Source organism: Kocuria dechangensis, assembly GCF_014636775.1.
Taxonomy (GTDB): Bacteria; Actinomycetota; Actinomycetes; order Actinomycetales; family Micrococcaceae; genus Kocuria; species Kocuria dechangensis.
The window spans coordinates 119,594-136,010 of record NZ_BMEQ01000008.1 but is presented as its reverse complement, the minus strand read 5'-3'; the positions used below and the strand labels follow the sequence as shown (position 1 = coordinate 136,010).

10 protein-coding genes are annotated in these 16,417 nt (G+C 75.3%); 5 read left to right on the top strand and 5 right to left on the bottom strand.

Features of this window, described 5'->3' with window-relative positions; translation table 11 throughout:
* Window positions 1-3 precede the first annotated feature (3 nt).
* From IEW07_RS09710 to IEW07_RS09690, 5 genes are all read right to left on the bottom strand, one after another.
* Entirely contained in the window at window positions 4-702 is a 699-nt protein-coding gene (locus tag IEW07_RS09710; RefSeq protein WP_229741715.1) for an HAD hydrolase-like protein, read from the bottom strand.
* A complete protein-coding gene (gene uvrA / locus IEW07_RS09705) occupies window positions 699-3,677 on the bottom strand; it encodes an excinuclease ABC subunit UvrA (protein WP_229741727.1) in 2,979 nt (992 codons plus the stop codon). Before uvrA ends, IEW07_RS09710 begins: the two co-directional genes overlap by 4 nt.
* A gap of 80 nt (window positions 3,678-3,757) precedes the next feature.
* Window positions 3,758-5,479, bottom strand: coding sequence for an MDR family MFS transporter (locus tag IEW07_RS09700; protein WP_188536663.1), 1,722 nt, complete (start codon window positions 5,477-5,479; stop codon window positions 3,758-3,760).
* An 8-nt stretch (window positions 5,480-5,487) separates the two neighbouring features.
* Window positions 5,488-6,078: a MarR family winged helix-turn-helix transcriptional regulator gene (locus IEW07_RS09695; protein ID WP_229741713.1), complete on the bottom strand. Its 591-nt coding sequence runs from the start codon at window positions 6,076-6,078 to the stop codon at window positions 5,488-5,490.
* Window positions 6,079-6,340: 262 nt separating this feature from the next.
* Window positions 6,341-7,165: a lysyl oxidase family protein gene (locus tag IEW07_RS09690; protein WP_188536661.1), complete on the bottom strand. Its 825-nt coding sequence runs from the start codon at window positions 7,163-7,165 to the stop codon at window positions 6,341-6,343.
* Window positions 7,166-7,455: 290 nt separating this feature from the next.
* On the opposite strand from IEW07_RS09690, the gene IEW07_RS09685 reads away from it, so the two are divergent.
* From IEW07_RS09685 to IEW07_RS09665, 5 genes are read left to right on the top strand one after another with little or no spacing between them, the layout of a single operon-like run.
* Window positions 7,456-8,115, top strand: coding sequence for an MBL fold metallo-hydrolase (locus tag IEW07_RS09685; RefSeq protein WP_188536659.1), 660 nt, complete (start codon window positions 7,456-7,458; stop codon window positions 8,113-8,115).
* Window positions 8,109-9,095, top strand: a complete 987-nt coding sequence (locus IEW07_RS09680) for a bile acid:sodium symporter family protein (RefSeq protein WP_188536657.1) — start codon at window positions 8,109-8,111, stop codon at window positions 9,093-9,095. The genes IEW07_RS09685 and IEW07_RS09680 overlap by 7 nt, the downstream gene beginning before the upstream one ends.
* Before the next feature lie 51 nt (window positions 9,096-9,146).
* Window positions 9,147-11,435, top strand: a complete 2,289-nt coding sequence (locus IEW07_RS09675; RefSeq protein ID WP_188536655.1) for a glycosyltransferase — start codon at window positions 9,147-9,149, stop codon at window positions 11,433-11,435.
* A complete protein-coding gene (locus IEW07_RS09670) occupies window positions 11,432-12,730 on the top strand; it encodes a nucleotide disphospho-sugar-binding domain-containing protein (protein WP_188536653.1) in 1,299 nt (432 codons plus the stop codon). Before IEW07_RS09675 ends, IEW07_RS09670 begins: the two co-directional genes overlap by 4 nt.
* Window positions 12,727-16,356, top strand: a complete 3,630-nt coding sequence (locus IEW07_RS09665; RefSeq protein ID WP_188536651.1) for a DUF3376 domain-containing protein — start codon at window positions 12,727-12,729, stop codon at window positions 16,354-16,356. Before IEW07_RS09670 ends, IEW07_RS09665 begins: the two co-directional genes overlap by 4 nt.
* The last annotated feature ends 61 nt before the right edge of the window (window positions 16,357-16,417 follow it).

Here is a 16,417-nt window from a genome sequence, read left to right as displayed (position 1 = left end):
TCCTCAGCGGCCCGTCGGGGCCAGGGACGTGTACGGTGCCAGCAGCCCGGTCAGCTCGGCGACGTCGCGGGCGACGGCCACGAAGCCCTGCTCGAGCTCGCCCGGGGCGGCGAAGCCCCAGGTGACGCCGAGGCAGTCCAGGCCGTGGGCGGCCGCGCCCTCGGCGTCGTAGGTGCGGTCCCCGATCATGACCGCGCGCGCCGGGTCCGGCGCGGTCACGCCGAGCCGGCGCAGGGCCTCGCCGATGATCGCGGGCTTGTCGTGGGCCAGGTGCGGGTGCGCGTGCGGGGCGGCGAGGTCGTCGGCGGCCCCGGAGACCGTCTCGAACCACCGGCCCAGCCCGAACTTCTCGACGGCCAGCACGGCCACGGGCTCCGGCTTCTGGGTGGCCACGGCCATCCGCACGCCGGCGCCGTGCAGCGTCTCGAGCAGCTCCTCGACGCCGGGGTAGATCCGGGTCTGCGCCAGGCCCTCGGTGCGGTACCGGGCCCGGTAGGAGGCGACCACGTGGGGGATCTGCTCCTCCGGGACGTCCGTGAACGTGCGCAGCGACACGCCCACGGGCGGGCCGACGAACCGGTCGAGGTCGGCCGGCACCGGGTGGCCGTGCTCGGCGAGGGCGCGGGCGATGCCGCCGGTGATGGCCCCGGCCGGGTCGAGCAGGGTGCCGTCCAGGTCCCACAGGACCACGGGCGCGCTCATCGGGCCGCCCCTGCGCTGTGCCCGAGGACCTCGGCGAGGAACCGGCCGGTGTGGCTGTCCGGGTGCTGGGCGACCTCCTCGGGGGTGCCCTCGGCGACGACCTGGCCGCCGCCGGAGCCGCCGTCGGGGCCGAGGTCCACGATCCAGTCCGCGGACTTGATGACGTCGAGGTTGTGCTCGATGGTCATCACGGTGTTGCCCTTGTCGACGAGGCCCTGCAGCACGAGCAGCAGCTTGCGGATGTCCTCGAAGTGCAGGCCGGTGGTCGGCTCGTCCAGCACGTAGATGGAGCGGCCGTTGGAGCGCTTCTGCAGCTCCGCGGCGAGCTTCACGCGCTGGGCCTCCCCGCCGGACAGGGTCGTGGCGGGCTGGCCGAGCCGGACGTAGCCGAGCCCCACGTCCACCAGGGTGTTCAGGTGCCGGGCGATGGGGCCGAATGCCTTGAAGAACTCGGCGGCCTCCTCGATCGGCATGTTCAGGACCTCGGCGATCGTCTTCCCCTTGTAGTGCACCTCGAGGGTCTCCCGGTTGTACCGGTCCCCCTTGCACACCTCGCACGGGACGTAGACGTCGGGCAGGAAGTTCATCTCGATCTTGATGGTGCCGTCGCCGGAGCAGGCCTCGCAGCGCCCGCCCTTGACGTTGAACGAGAACCGGCCGGGCTGGTAGCCGCGCACCTTCGCCTCGGGGGTCTCGGCGAAGAGCTTGCGGATGTGGTCGAACACGCCCGTGTAGGTCGCGGGGTTGGAGCGCGGGGTGCGGCCGATGGGGCTCTGGTCCACGTGCACCACCTTGTCCAGCTGGTCCACGCCGTCGATCCGCCGGTGCCGGCCCGGGACCTGCTTGGCGCCGTTGAACTTGTTGGCCAGCGACGTGTAGAGGATGTCGTTGACCAGGGTGGACTTGCCGGAGCCGGAGACGCCGGTGACCGCGGTGAGCACCCCGAGCGGGAAGGAGACGTCGATGCCGCGCAGGTTGTTCTCCCGCGCGCCGACGACCTTGAGCATGCGCTTGCGGTCCACGGTCCGGCGCTGCTCCGGGACGCGGATGGCCTTGCGCCCGGAGAGGTAGTCCGCGGTGACGGAGCCCTCGTTGGCGAGCAGCTCCTCGTAGGTCCCGGAGTGCACGATCCGCCCGCCGTGCTCGCCGGCGCCGGGGCCGACGTCGACGACCCAGTCCGCCTCGCGGATGGTGTCCTCGTCGTGCTCGACGACGATGAGGGTGTTGCCCATGTCCCGCAGCTTGGTGAGGGTCTCGATGAGCCGGCGGTTGTCCCGCTGGTGCAGCCCGATGGAGGGCTCGTCGAGGACGTAGAGCACGCCCACGAGGCCGGCGCCGATCTGGGTGGCCAGGCGGATGCGCTGGGCCTCGCCGCCGGACAGCGTGGCCGCGGCGCGCTCCAGGTTGAGGTAGTCCAGTCCCACGTCCACGAGGAACGTCAGGCGGGCCTGGATCTCCTTGAGCACCTGCTCGCCGATCTTCGCCTCGCGCGTGCTCAGGGACAGGTCCTGGAAGAAGCGGTGGGCCTCGCGCATGGGCATGCGGGTGGTCTCGGCGATGTTCTTCCCGCCCACGGTCACGGCGAGCATGGTCGGGTTCAGGCGGGCGCCGTCGCAGGCCGGGCACGCGACCTGGCGCATGTACTGCTCATAGCGGTCCTTGGCGTTGTCCGACTCGGTCTCGGCGTGCTTGCGCTTGATGTAGCCGATCACGCCCTCGAAGCCCTGGGTGTAGCGGCGCTCCCGGCCGAACCGGTTCCGGTAGGCGACGGTGACCTGGTAGTCCTTGCCCTCCAGGATCGCCTTGCGGGCCTTGGCGGGCAGCTTCTTCCACGGGGTGACGAGGTCGAAGCCGACCTCCTGGCCGAGCCCGGCCAGGAGCCGGTTCCAGTACTCGCTGGTCGCCTTGCCGAGGGACCACGGGGCGATCGCGCCCTCGACGAGGCTGAGGTCGGGGTTGGGGACCACGAGCTCCTCGTCGACCTCGAGCCGGGAGCCGAGGCCGTCGCACTCGGGGCACGCGCCGAAGGGCGCGTTGAAGGAGAACGAGCGGGGCTCGATCTCGTCGGCCTGCAGGGGGTGCTCGTTGGGGCACGCGAGGTTCTCGGAGAACGGGCGGCGCAGCTCCAGCGGGTGGGCGATCTCCTCGTCGGAGCGGGGCACCAGCTCGACGACGACGCGGCCCTCGGCGAGGCCCAGCGCCGTCTCGACGGAGTCGGTCAGGCGCTGGCGGATGCCCTCCTTGACCACCAGGCGGTCGACGACGACCTCGATGGTGTGCTTGTACTGCTTCTTCAGCTTGGGCGGGTCCGAGAGCTGGACGGTCTCCCCGTCCACGGTGGCGCGGGAGAAGCCCTTCGCGGTCAGCTCCTGGAAGAGGTCGGCGAACTCGCCCTTGCGCTCGCGCACCACGGGGGCGAGGACCTGGAAGCGGGTCTTCTCCGGCATCTCCAGGAGCTGGTCGACGATCTGCTGCGGGGTCTGCTTCTCGATGGCCTCCCCGCACTCGGGGCAGTGCGGGTGCCCGATGCGCGCCCAGAGCAGGCGCATGTAGTCGTAGATCTCGGTGATCGTGCCCACGGTGGAGCGCGGGTTGCGCGAGGTCGACTTCTGGTCGATCGACACCGCCGGGGACAGGCCCTCGATGAAGTCGACGTCCGGCTTGTCCACCCGGCCCAGGAACATGCGGGCGTAGGAGGACAGGGACTCGACGTAGCGGCGCTGGCCCTCGGCGAAGATCGTGTCGAAGGCCAGGGACGACTTCCCCGACCCGGACAGGCCCGTGAACACGACCATGGCGTCCCGCGGGAGGGTCACGGACACGTTGTCGAGGTTGTGCTCGCGGGCGCCCTGCACCACGATCTCGGTGAGGTCGGACGGGCGGGCGCCACGGACCCCGGTGGAGGTCACGGGCGCGTCGAGGGGCTCGGCCGGCGCGGCGTGCTCGGCCGGGCCGGACGAGGGGTTCAGGACCATGGTGGAGGCGGGGATGGGTTCGGACACGCCCTCCACTCTAGTACCGGGCTCCGACACGGTCCCGGGTCCCGTGGGCGGCTTCACACCCGGTCCACGGGGCCGGTGGAGGTGTCCTCGCGCTCCCGCGCGGCGGGCCGTCCGTCGTCGTGCGGGGACTCCCCGGGGACGACCCCGGCCTCGGCCGCGGCCGTGGCCTCCTGGTGCCGCCGCCGGACCTCGCGGGCGTCGAGGGTGCGGGTGACGACCTTCATGCGGCCGGTCTCCGGGTCCACCTCGACGATGTCCACCGTGCGGCGCAGCGGAATCTCCTTGATCAGCAGCACGGCGCCCAGGGTGAAGAGGGACGCGATCGCCGCCACCAGGAAGATCAGTCCGGTGCCGGTGCCGTAGGCCTCCCGGACCAGCTGCTCCACCGCCGGCGGCAGGGACGCGAGATCCATGGTGGAGGTGTCCCCGGCCGCCGGACCGCCGTCCTGCGCCCGCGTCTGCCCGGCGAGGTGGGCGGTCATGAGGGCGCCGAAGGCGGAGACCGCCACCGCGCCGCCCATGGTGCGGAAGAACGCCACCGAGGAGGAGGCCGCGCCCATGTCCTTGAGGCCCACGGTGTTCTGCACGGCCAGCACCAGGTTCTGGTTCAGCGCGCCGATGCCGAGGCCGATGAGGAAGATGAAGGTGCTCACGAGCTGGACGGGGGTGTCGTGGGTGAGCGTCGCGGCAAGGAAGAGCCCCGTGGACATGATGACCGCGGCGACGACCAGGACGATCTTCCACCGCCCGTAGCGGGTGATGAGCTGCCCGGCGACGGTGGCGCCGATGAGCGAGCCGAGCACCTGCGGGAGCATCAGCATGCCCGCCATCGTCGGGGTGTAGCCCTGCCCGAGCTGGAAGTACTGGCCCAGGTAGGTGGTGGAGGCGAACATGGCCCCGCCCGTGGCGATGGCCGCGACGATCGCGAGCGCCGTGGTGCGCTCGGTGACCACCCGGATCGGCACCACGGGCTCCGCGGCGCGCTGCTCCACCAGGACGAAGAGCACCGTGCCCACGAGGGCGACGGCCACCAGGGCCGCGGAGGTGCCGGAGACCCACTCGAACATGCCCGGCTGCCCGGCGAGGGACACCCACAGCAGCAGCGCGGAGGCCGAGACCAGCAGCAGCAGGATGCCGAGCCAGTCGATGCGGACCGTGCGCGGGGCGTGCGGGGGGAGGCGCAGGGTGCGGTGCACGAGCACCGCCGCGAGGACCGCGAGCGGGGCGGGGATCAGGAAGACCCAGCGCCAGCCGAACAGGTCCACGATGAGCCCGCCGAGCAGCGGCCCGGCGGAGGTGGCCACGGCCATCACGGCGCCCATGTACCCGGCGTAGCGGCCGCGCTCCCGGGGCGGGATGATCGTGCCCATGATGGTCATGGCCAGGGCCATGATCCCGCCCATGGCGACGCCCTGGACCACGCGGGCCAGGATGAGGAACTCGATGCTCGGCGCGAGCCCGGCCATGCCGGAGCCCAGCACGAAGATCACGATGGACAGCTGCAGGAGCTTCTTCTTGTCGAAGAGGTCCGCGAGCTTGCCCCAGATGGGCGTGGTCGCGGCGTTGGCGAGCAGGGTGCCGGTGACCGTCCAGGACAGGGAGGTCTGGTCCCCGCCGAGGTCGGCCATGATCACCGGCAGGGCGGTGCCGATGATGGTCAGCGTGACCATCGCCATGAAGAAGACGGAGAGGATCGCGGTCAGGGCCCGCAGCACGTCCTTGTGGGAGGCGCCGGTCCCCCCGCCAGGTGCGGCGCTCGGGTGCTGGGTCGTCATGTCGCGGTTCACTCCTCGTTCTCTCGGTTGTCGTTCTGCCGGTCCCCCGGCGGGCCGCCCGCTGCGTCGTCCCCTGCGCGCTGCGCGCCCGGGTGCTCCTGGGCTCCGGCGCGGTGGCCGGTCTCGCCGGGCGGGCGGCACGACGTGGTGCGCTCCACCCCCAGGGAGTCCAGGAAGACGGTGGTGATCTCGTTGATCGCCGTGCGGCTGGTCCGGGCCTGCTCCTCGTCCCAGCCCTCGAGCCGGGAGGCGAGGCGCTGGGCGTCCTGCTCCACGGCCGCCAGGACCTGCTCGCGGCCCCGCGCGGTGATGGCGACCAGGGCGGCGCGGCCGTCCTCGGGGTCGGGGGTGCGCTCGACCAGGCCTGCCTCCTCCAGCCCGGCCAGCTGCCGGCTCAGCCCGGACGGCCCGAGCCCGGTGTCCGCGGCCATCACGGTGGCGCGGCGCGGGCCCGTGCTGTCGAGGTAGTAGAGCAGGGCGATCGACGTGGGGCTGAGCAGGCGCTGGCCCGGCTCGGTCTTGGTCACGCGCTTCATGACGCGCTGCAGCTCGAGCAGGTCGCGCACCAGCTCCACGGCGGTGTCGTGGGAGACGGGCAACGGGTCCTCCGGTGGTGGGGTGTGCGGGAAGGCTGTGCGGGGCAACGACGAACGGGCACCCGGTCCGCACTCCCCCGCCCGTGGCGGGGTCCGCGTCCTCGACGACGCGCGTGCCGGTGCGACCGGATGCCCTTGATAATTTGTTGCCGCACGCAACTATAGCCGCACAGGCGGCTTCCCACAACGTCCCGGGGCCCGGACAGCGGCATCGCGGGGTCGTGTTGCTCACACCCGAGGCGGAGCGGCAACGAATGGACGTCGGCTACTGGCACTCCTCCCGGACCAGTGAGACCTCCGTCTCCGTGATGCGGACCAGGGCGGACGTGGTGTTGTTCTCCCTGGTCTTCTCCACGAGCAGTCCGTCAGGGTCCGCCTCGGCCTCCACGCAGAAGTTCCCCGGCAGTTCCAGGCCCTCCAGGTCGATGTACTGGCCCGGGTAGTACCAGTCGTAGACATCGACCCAGCCCTCGGACAGACCCATCCGCAGCTCGGTGAGCTCTTGCTCCTCGTCCGCGCCGCAGTAGAAGTCGTCGTCGTCGTACCGTGAGGTCGTGCCGCCGAGGTTGCCGTCGTCACGCAAGCAGAACCCTTCCTTGTGCGACCCGCGCCATTCAGTGCCTTCCTCCGGCCTGAGCCTGTAGCGCTCGAAGTCCTGGACGTGGAAGTGGTCGTGCCCGTCCACGGCCTCGAAGCGCATGACCGCGTCGGTCTCGGCCGACCGCCAGCCGCCTCCGGTCTGGAGGATGTTCTGGGTCACCTGCAGGTCCGCCTCGCGGGGGCTGTCCCGGACACCGGTCAGGTCGAGCGGACCCTCTCCTCGGTTCGCCACGTCGGTACCGAAACGGAGCACTCTCTTGTCTCCCTCGTACGCGACATAGAACGACCGCACCGGCAGCATGACCAGATCGGGCAGTCGGTCCCCCGGAGCCGCAGGGGTTGCCGTCGCGGACCCTGAGGTCTCGGCTGCGGCCGGGGCCGTCTCGCCGGCGGCGAGCGGCGGTGAGCTCTCCTGCGGGCCGCAGGAGGAGATCGCGAGTGCGACGGTGGCCGCGAGGACGCCGTGCCGCAGAGCTGCTGAGGACGCCATGGTGCGCTCCTGGAATGGGGATGGGCCGGCCGGAACGGCGCGGAGATCGGCCACGCCGCGGCCGTCTGGTGCCGAGGATGCTATTCGGACAGGCCAGGCCCGTGAACCCCCGTCGTGAAGTCCCCGCCAGATGACGCCCGGTCCGTGCGGCGGCGGAGTCCGGCTCGTCCGTTTCCGGGCCCTCGGGGCAGTGGGGGTCCATGCCCACGGGGCGGCGCGGAGGCCACGATCAGCGGGGCCCCGGACCGCCCGACTGGCTCCCTGGGAGACCCCTGAGTAGCCTGTACCGCATGATCGCAACGAAGACCGAGGTCATCGACCTCGCGGAGGTCACGATCCGCCGGATTTCTGTGAGCGAGATGGACAACAACGTCTACCTCCTCACCTCCAAGTCGGAGGGCACACAGGTGCTGATCGACGCGGCCGACGACGCCCGCGCCATCGCCGGCCTCGTGGGCGCCGGCTGCGGCGACTGCTCCGCCTCCTACGGCAACCTCCAGCTCATCATCACGACACACTCCCACTGGGACCACGTCCGCGCCCTCGAGGAGGTCCGCTCCCGGTCCGAGGCGATGACGGCGTGCGGCGCCGACGACGAGGCCGACATCGCCGTGCCCATGGACCTGACCTTCGAGGACGGCGACACCGCCGAGTTCGACGGCTTCGACCTGGAGGTCATCGGCCTGCGCGGCCACACCCCGGGCTCGATCGCCCTCGTCTACCGCGACCCCGAGGGGCCCGCGCACATCTTCTCCGGCGACTCCCTGTTCCCGGGCGGCGTGGGCAAGACCAACAGCCCCGAGGACTTCCAGCAGCTCATCGCGGACGTGAGCGAACGGATCTTCGACCGCTTCGACGACGACACCGTGATCCACCCCGGCCACGGCAAGCCCACCACCCTCGGCGCCGAGCGTCCGCACCTGGACGAGTGGCGCGCCCGCGGATGGTGAGCGCCGGACCCTCCACCGCCCCCGGGACCGCCGCACCCGACCGCGGCGCCTACGCCGCGGTCCTCCTCTTCCCCGCCCTCGTCCTCGCGGGCGGACTGCTGGGCTTCCTCGCACCGGGTACGACGAGCGGGCTGGCCGGCTGGGTCAACCCCCTGCTCGGGCTGGTCATGTTCGGCATGGGGCTCACCCTGCGCCCCGTCGACTTCGCCCTGGTGGCGAGGCGCCCGATGCCGGTGCTGCTCGGCGTGGCCGCCCAGTACGTCCTGATGCCGCTGATCGCCGTCCTCGTGGTGTGGGTGCTGCGCCTGCCGCCCGAGCTGGCGGCGGGGGTGATCCTCGTGGGCTGCGCCCCGGGCGGCACCGCCTCCAACGTCGTGTCCTACCTGGCGCGCGGGGACGTGGCCCTGTCCGTGGCGATGACTTCGATCTCCACGCTGCTCGCGCCCGTCCTCACGCCCCTGCTGACCCTGTGGCTGGCCGGTCAGTACCTGCCGCTGGACGGAGCGGCCATGGCGTGGTCGATCGTCAAGATCGTGCTGCTGCCCGTCGTCGTCGGGCTGGCCGTGCGCCTGCTGCTGCCGGGGGTCGTCCGGCGCACCCTGCCCGCGCTGCCGTGGGTGTCCGTCGCCGCGATCTCGCTGATCGTCGCGATCGTGGTCTCCCGCAGCGCCGACCGGATCGTGGAGGCGGGCCTGCTGGTCCTGGCCGCCGTGGCCCTGCACAACGGGCTGGGCCTGGCTCTGGGCTACCTGGTGGGCGCGGTGACGCACCAGCCGGTGGCCGTGCGCCGGACCACCGCGGTCGAGGTCGGGATGCAGAACTCGGGGCTCGCGGCCGGCCTCGCGGCCCAGTACATGAACCCGCTGGCCGCCCTGCCGGGTGCCGTCTTCTCGGTGTGGCACAACCTCTCCGGGGCCGTGTTCGCGCTGCTCTGCCGCCGCGCGGACGCCCGTCGCGCCTCCCGACTGCCAAGTCGCTGAGAATCGCCCCGGCGCACCCGGCGGTCCCCGGGCCCGGGTTAGCGTAGGCCCATGACCCCTGCTGTGACCCGCGCCACCGATCCGTGCGCCGCACCCGGGAGCGGAGGCGCGGCCGGCACGCGGTCCGCGCTGGACGCCGTGCACCGGGCCCCCACGATCCTCGAGGCCGTCCGCCGCGCCGAAGCGCTGAGCGCCGCCGTCGCGGACGACGACCCGGCCGAGGCCCTCGCCGAGCTGTCCGCGGCGGTGCGTCGCCCCGGGGACCAGGTGGTCTCGATCGCCGCGGTCCACGCGCTCGGGGCCCTGCCCACGGCCGAGGCCGGCGCCGAGCTCGCCGGCCTGCTCGCCGGTCCGCTCCCGCACCTGCGGGAGCACGCGGTCTGGGCGCTCGGCGCGCACACGACGGTGCCGGACGCGGTGGCCCCTCTGGTGGGCGTCGTGGCGGAGGGCGGTTTCCCGGGCATGCTGGCCCAGCGCACCCTCGAGGCCTGGGCCCGCACCGCTCCCCGCCCGGTCCTGGGCGCCCTCGAGCAGGGCCTCGCGGAGGAGCCCGGCCCGCCGCGCCGGGCCCGCCTCGCGGAGACCGCCGGGCTGGTCCCCGGCCCCGGCCCCGAGCGGCTGCTCGAACTCCTCGTCCTCGACCCCGCGGAGGACCCCCGGACGCGGGCGACCGCCCTCGAGGCGCTGGCCGGCCGTCTGCAGGACGACCCCGCCCCCCGGGACGCCGTGGAGGACCTGGCCCGCCGGTGCGCCGCGGCCGGTGGAGAGCTCGGCGCCGTGGCGGGCCTGGTGCTGGAGGACGCGGCCCACGCCGCCCTCGGTCCCGATCCGGCCCGGGAGCCCGGCCACACCGGCCTGACCGTCGTCCAGCCCTTCCTGCACGCGGAGATCGACCACGGTCTCACCCGCTCCGGCCAGGGCGACAACGGCGGCATCGCCACCCTGCTGGTCCACCTGGGCGACGCCCTCTGCGCCGCGCCGGACAGCGCTCCCGACCGCGCCCCGGACAGCACCCCTGGCGGTCCGCCCCGCGTCACCCGGGTCGTGACCGTCTCGCGCGGCGACCACGTCGAGGCCCGGCGCGCGCTGGCCGGCCTGGGCCGCGACGGGCACGCCTTCGCGCCGGTGCCCTTCCTGGGCGAGCCCGTGCACTCGGCGGTCGCGTGGCCGCGCCGGGTGGCCGCCGTGCGCGGCGTCCGCCGGGTGCTGCGGCGGGCCGGCCGGGTCGACGCCGTCCACCTCCGCATGGCCGACGTCGGGTCCATGGCCGCCGCCGAGGCGGCGCGGGCCGAGGGCGTGCCCGTCGTCCTGACCATGGCGCCGGACCCGCACGCGCTGATCGCCGCGCGGGAGGCCGCGGGCACGCTGACCCGGGACCGCTTCGGCGCAGCGGACCACGCCGAGCACCTCTGGTTCCGGCTCCGCCTGCTCGCAGACCTCGGGGCCCAGGCCCGGCACATGGTGCTCTTCCCCCGTCCCGCGCTGGCGCGGGACGCCCGGGACCTCCTGGGCGTCGACCTCGCCGCCCGGCCCGGGCGCCACACGGTGGTCCCGGAGGGGATCGACCTGCGCGCCGTCGAGGAGGCCGCGGCGCAGACCGCGCCCGGCGCCGGTGGCCCCGGGCCCGCCGCCGCCCGCGCGCTGGCGGACCTCGACGGCGTCCTGGCCGGCCTGCCCCCGTCCCGGCGGGCGCTGCCGCTGCTGGTCACCGTGGGCCGGCTCCACCGGGTCAAGGGGACCGCCGCGCTCGTCCGGGCCTGGGCCGGGGAGCCCGCGCTCCGCGACCGCTGCAACCTCCTGGTCGTGGGCGGGGACCTGGACCGGCCCTCCCCCGACGAGCGGGAGCAGCTCGACCTGGTCGACGCCGTCGTCCCGCGTGCCGACGCGGCCTCCCGGGGGCTCCTGCTCGCGGGCCACCGCCCGAACGGGACGGTGGCCGTGTGGCTGGCCGCCGTCCGCCGCGGCCGTCCCGGGCTGGCGGCCGGCCACGGGGCCTACGCGTGCGCGAGCCTCAAGGAGGAGTTCGGGGTCGCCCTGGTCGAGGCGATGGCCGCCGGCCTCGTGGTCGTCGCGCCCCGGACGGGCGGTCCGGCCACCTTCGTGCAGGACGGCGTGACGGGCCTGCTCGTCGACACCCAGGACCGCGAGGCCCTGGCGCGCGGCCTGACCCGCGCCCTCGACCTCGCCGCCGCACCCGGCGCCGACGCCGCGGCCGGGACCGCCCGCGACCTGGTCCGGGAGCGCTTCAGCATCCAGGTGATGGCGTCCGCCCTCACCGACGTCTACGCCGAGGTCGCGCGGAGCCGATCCGCCGCGGCCGTGAGGAGCCCTGCACCGTGACCCTGCTCGTCATCAGCCCCGACTACGCGTCCCACCTCTTCCCCCTCGCCACGCTCGCGACGGCCTGGCGCGACGTCGGCGAGCGCGTGGTGGTCGCCACCGGTCCCGCGACCGCGGGCCTCGCCCGAGGCTTCGGCTACGACGTCGAGCCCCTGCGGCTGGGCCGGGGCTCCAACCCGGGGGTGATCCGCGCGGAGGAGCAGCCTCCCGGGGAGGACGACGCCCTGCGCGGCTTCTTCGAGGCCACGCGCCGGGGCGCCGTGGAGACGCTGGCGTTCCAGGCCCGCGCCCGCCGCAACGACCTGCTGTGGCACCCGCTCGGCGTCGCCCGGGACGTCCAGGCCCTCGTGGAGCGGGTGCGCCCGGATCAGGTGATCGTGGACCACCTGGCGTTCGGGGCGCGCCTGGCACTCGTCGGCGCCGGGATCCGGCACGCCGATGTGGTGCTCGGGCACCCGTCGGCGCTGACCGTGGAGGACGAGGTCTACGGCCACCCGCCCGCGTGGCCGGGCCGCATCCGTCCGGCGCCGGCCGAGCTGGAGGCGCTGCACCGGCTGTGCTCGGAGGTCCGCGACGAGTTCACCGCCCAGTGGAACGACGCCCTGCAGCAGCTGGCCCCCGGGGCTCCGCCGAGCAGGGACGCGTTCGCCGAGACCGGGGACGAGCTGCTGCTGAACTACCCGCGGGAGCTCCACGACGACGACCGGAGCCGGTCCCTGCCGGCCCACACGTTCCTCGGCTCCGCGGTGCGGGACGAGGCGGAGGACGCGGAGGTGGCCGCCTGGCTGGAGGGCTCCGACCGCCCGGTGGTGTACGTGAGCCTGGGCAGCTTCCTGTCCGTGCGCTCGGACGTCCTGGCCCGGGTGGCCGAGGCGCTGCGGGGCCTGGACGTGCGCGTGGCCCTTGCCGCCGGGTCCACGGACCCCGCGGCGCTCGGCCCGGTGCCGGACTCCTGGCTCGTGCGCGGCTCGCTGCCTCAGGTGACCCTGCTGGAGCGGGCCGCCCTCGCCGTCTCCCACGGGGGCAACAACAGCGTCACGGAGGCGCTGACCGCCGGTGTCCCCCTGCTCCTGCTGCCCATGTCCACCGACCAGTTCGCCGGGGCGGCCGCCGTCGAGGGGACCGGCCTCGGCACGGTCCTGGACCCCAACGCCGCGTCCCCCGCGGAGATCGGCGAGCACGCCGCCGAGCTGCTGGAGCTCTCCGGCGAGAACCGGCGCCGCCTGGAGACGCTGAGCGGCCGCCTCACGGGCCGGCCGGGTCCCGCCCGCGCGTTCGAGGCCCTCGCCGGATGATCCCCGGCGGCCCGCCGGCCGACGGGAGCAGGACGCCGGCCGGCACGCTCTCCGGGCTCACCGTGCTCACGACCTCCCTGTCCCTCGCGGACGCCACCGCGGGCCAGGAGCCGGCCTTCGGCCGCACCCTGCGCTTCGCGCTGGCCCTGCGGGGCGGGGTGAGCCTGGCAGTCTGGATCGGCGGGGCGGTGGCGGAGCTGGACGTGCTGCGCCGGATCCGGCTGCACCGGGACGCGGCCGGCCTCCTGCATGCCTTCCTGCTGCACCCCGGGGAGGATCCCGACCCCCGGCTCGTGGAGCGGGCCGCGGTCTACGCGCGGCTGCTGGCCCAGGCCGGCTACGACCGGGTCGAGTTCGACGTCCTCGCCGGGGCGAGCGCGGGCGGGCTCAACGGCGTGGTGCACGCCGTGGCCCAGCGCGCCGGTGCCGGCCTGGACCCGCTCGGGCGGCTGTGGGAGGAGACCGCGGGGTTCTCCCGGCTGCTGCGGCCGCTGGGCCGGCGCCCCGTGGACTCCCTCCTGCGCGGCGACGGGTACCTGTGGCCGGGCCTGGAGGAGGTGCTCGTGGCGGTCCACGAGGGACCGGAGCACCACCCCGACCTGGTCGCCGAGCACGTCACCGTCGAGCTCTCCGCCACGGTCCTCGACAGCGACCCCGCGCCCCACGGCGGGGCCGCGGAGGGCCGCGGCGACTTCCACTTCGCGTCGCCGGAGCGCGGTGCCCCCCTGCCGCCGCCCGGCAACGACATCCCCGCCCGCCCCTCCCCCTCCCCCGCTGCCGGGGCCGGGGCCGGGGACGACGACGCCGCCCGCCGCGCGGCGGCCCTGTCCCGGCTGGCCTACGCCGCCCGCGCCACGGCGTCCTTCCCCGGCGCCTTCGAGCCCGCCACCGTGTGGTCCGCCCCCACCGCGGGGCCGCTGCGGGACTCGCCCCGGCCGGACCTCAGCCTCGCGTTCTCGGCCCACCGCGACCCGGCCGAGCTGCCCTACCGCGTGGTGGACGGCGGGGTCTTCGACAACGTCCCCATCGACCGCGCACTGGAGGCCGCCCGCACCAGCCGCTCGCTGCGGCACGCCGACCGGGCCCTGCTCTACCTCGACCCCGACCCGCCCCACCGGGCGGGCACGCCGGTTCCAGACCTCGACCTCCCGCGCCTGGTCCGCACCGTGGGCGCCACGGTCACCCGGTTGCGCCGCCGGGAGACGGGCGAGGACGAGGTCCTGGCCCTCTCCGACTTCCTGGGCGACCAGCTGGCCGCCCAGGGCCGGCTGCGCCAGCTGGCGCCGCTGCTGGTGGACTGGTCTCCTCCGGCCCTGGCGGAGCGCCGCCGGGCCCACCTGCGCTACCGGGGCCGGGCGGACGCCGACCTGCTCGGCCGCATCCTCACCCGGCCAGGCACGTGGCAGCTCACCTCGAGCCTCCGCAGCCGGGCGGAGCTGCGGCCGCGCACGCCCGCCGAGCTCACGCCGCTGCGGGAGGAGCTGCAGCGGCGCTGCGACGCGCTGTCCCGGGGGCCCCTGGACGATCCCGCCGCGCGGGCGGTCCTGCGCGGGCCGCAGGCGCTCTTCGACGCCGTGTCCTGCGTGCTGGCCTGGATCCGGTTCCTCGAGGACCTCGCCCTGGACCCCTCCGCTGCGCCCGCGCCGCTGCAGGGCCTCGACACCACGGCCGCCCGCGCCGCCGCGTACCGGTTGCTCGCGGTGGCCGGGCACGAGCGGGACCGGCTCGTCGGCGACGTGCTCGACGCCTGCTGCGGGGCAGGGGTCCCGACCGCCACGGCCGTCCCCCTCTGGCTGCCGGCGGCCGGACCTGCCGACGACCCGCTGGCGGAGAGCTGGGCCGAGCTGGACGCCGTCGTCGACGAGCTGCGGGCGTTCCGCGGCCCCCTGGACGCCGTCCTGCACGCCGCCGACGACCCGGAGGTCACCGACCCGGCCGACGACGCGGACGCCACCGGCGCGGTGGCGTGGCGCAGGGCCTGGCACGAGTCCCCGTGGCGCCGGGTCCCCGGCCCGGAGGTGCCCATGGGCGCGGCGGACCTGCCCCCGGCCGTCGCCGCCGCAGGGATACCGGTCCCGCTGTCCCGGGTCGTCTACGGCGAGATCCGCGGCGACCAGGCGCCCGTCCCGTCGGTCGTCCCCGAGCGGCTGCGCCGGGGGTGGGCCGACGACCGGATGCAGCGGGCCCTCGACGCCGCGGGCTCCACGGCGACCCCGGACGAGGACCTGCGGCAGCTGCTGGCTCCCGGGCCCGCCCGCTTCCCCGCGGACAGCAAGCTCGCCGGCACGGGACTGCTCAACTTCCGGGGCTTCCTGGCCACCGAGTGGCGGACCGCCGACTGGTGGTGGGGCCGCCTCGACGCCGCGGCCGGCGTCGCCGCCTTCCTCCAGGACCTGCCCGCCCGCCCCCTCTCGGGTCCGAGACCCCCGGACGCCGCGGCGGCCAGGACGGCGGGCGCGGCGCCGCAGGCCGGGTCGTCCGGCGGCGCGGCGGACGGCACGACGGCGGACGGCACGAAGACGGGACAGCCGGCTGCGGAGGACCCGGCGTCGGCGCTCCAGTCCGGGCTGCTGGGGCAGCTGGGCGACGGGGACGAGGACCGCGCCCGCACCTCCCTGGCCGCCGGGGCGGACCGCCTGGACCGGCTCACCCCCGGCTACCGCGTCAGCCTGGCCTCCCGGGGGCTGCGCGTGCTGGGCCGCGCCCTGGCCCGGACGCCGGACCTGCCGCGCGGGGCGTGGGAGCTGCTGCTGTTCCTGCTGCAGCCCGTCCTCGTCGCCGCACCCCTCCTGCTCGTCCCGGTGCGCGCCGCGCTGGCACTGGTCGTGGCGGCGGCCGGGCTGTGGGCGGCGGCGGGCCCGGCCGGGGCCTCGCCGCCCGGCCGGGCGGGACCGGTGCTCGTGGCCCTGGCCGCCGCGGCGCTCGCGGCCTCCCTGGTCCGCTCGGTCCGGAGCGCGCGGCGGCGCTGGGCCCGGGTCCTGGACGCGGCCGGCACCCCTGCCGCCCCGCGGATCCGCCCGGCAGGAGCCGTCCTGCCGGCGGCGCAGCACGTCGCGGTCGACCGCGGGACGGCCCTGCGCCGCGCCGCCGTGGTCGCCGCCGCGGCCGCCGCCCTGCTGCTGCCGGCGTGGGTCGCGGCCCGGAGCGGGGACGGGGCGGTCCTCGTCCTGCTCCTGCCGGCGGTGCTCGTCCTGGACCGCGTCGCCGCGGCCGTGGCGGTCCGGGTGCCCGGACGCGAGCGCGGCGACGAGCTCGTGCTCGCCGGCGGCGTCGTGCTGGCCAGCGTGGCCGCGTGGGGGCTCGGCGCCCTCGCGGCGACGGCCGCGTCCGGACCGCTCGCCCAGGCCGTGCCCTCGAGGACCCTCGTGGTGACCGCGACCCTGGCGCTGCTCGGTGCCCTGGTGCTCACCGGGTTCCTCCGCCCCGGGTGGGTCGTGCTCCTGGCCCTGGGCGCCGGTGCGCTCGCCGGCTGGGCGGGCGGGCTCGTCGAGCTCCTGACCGGGCACGGTGCGGCGGGAGCGGCCGCGGCCGTGCTCGTGTGGGCGTCGGTGCTGTGGTGGGCCCCGGCAGAGCGCATGCTGCGCGCCTGGGGTCCCGCCGAGGAGCTGGGGCGCGCCGCGGCCTGATCGCGTCACCGGGCGGGACCCGCCCGAAGGAACGTGCGGGACCATCCGAAAGAACGATTCC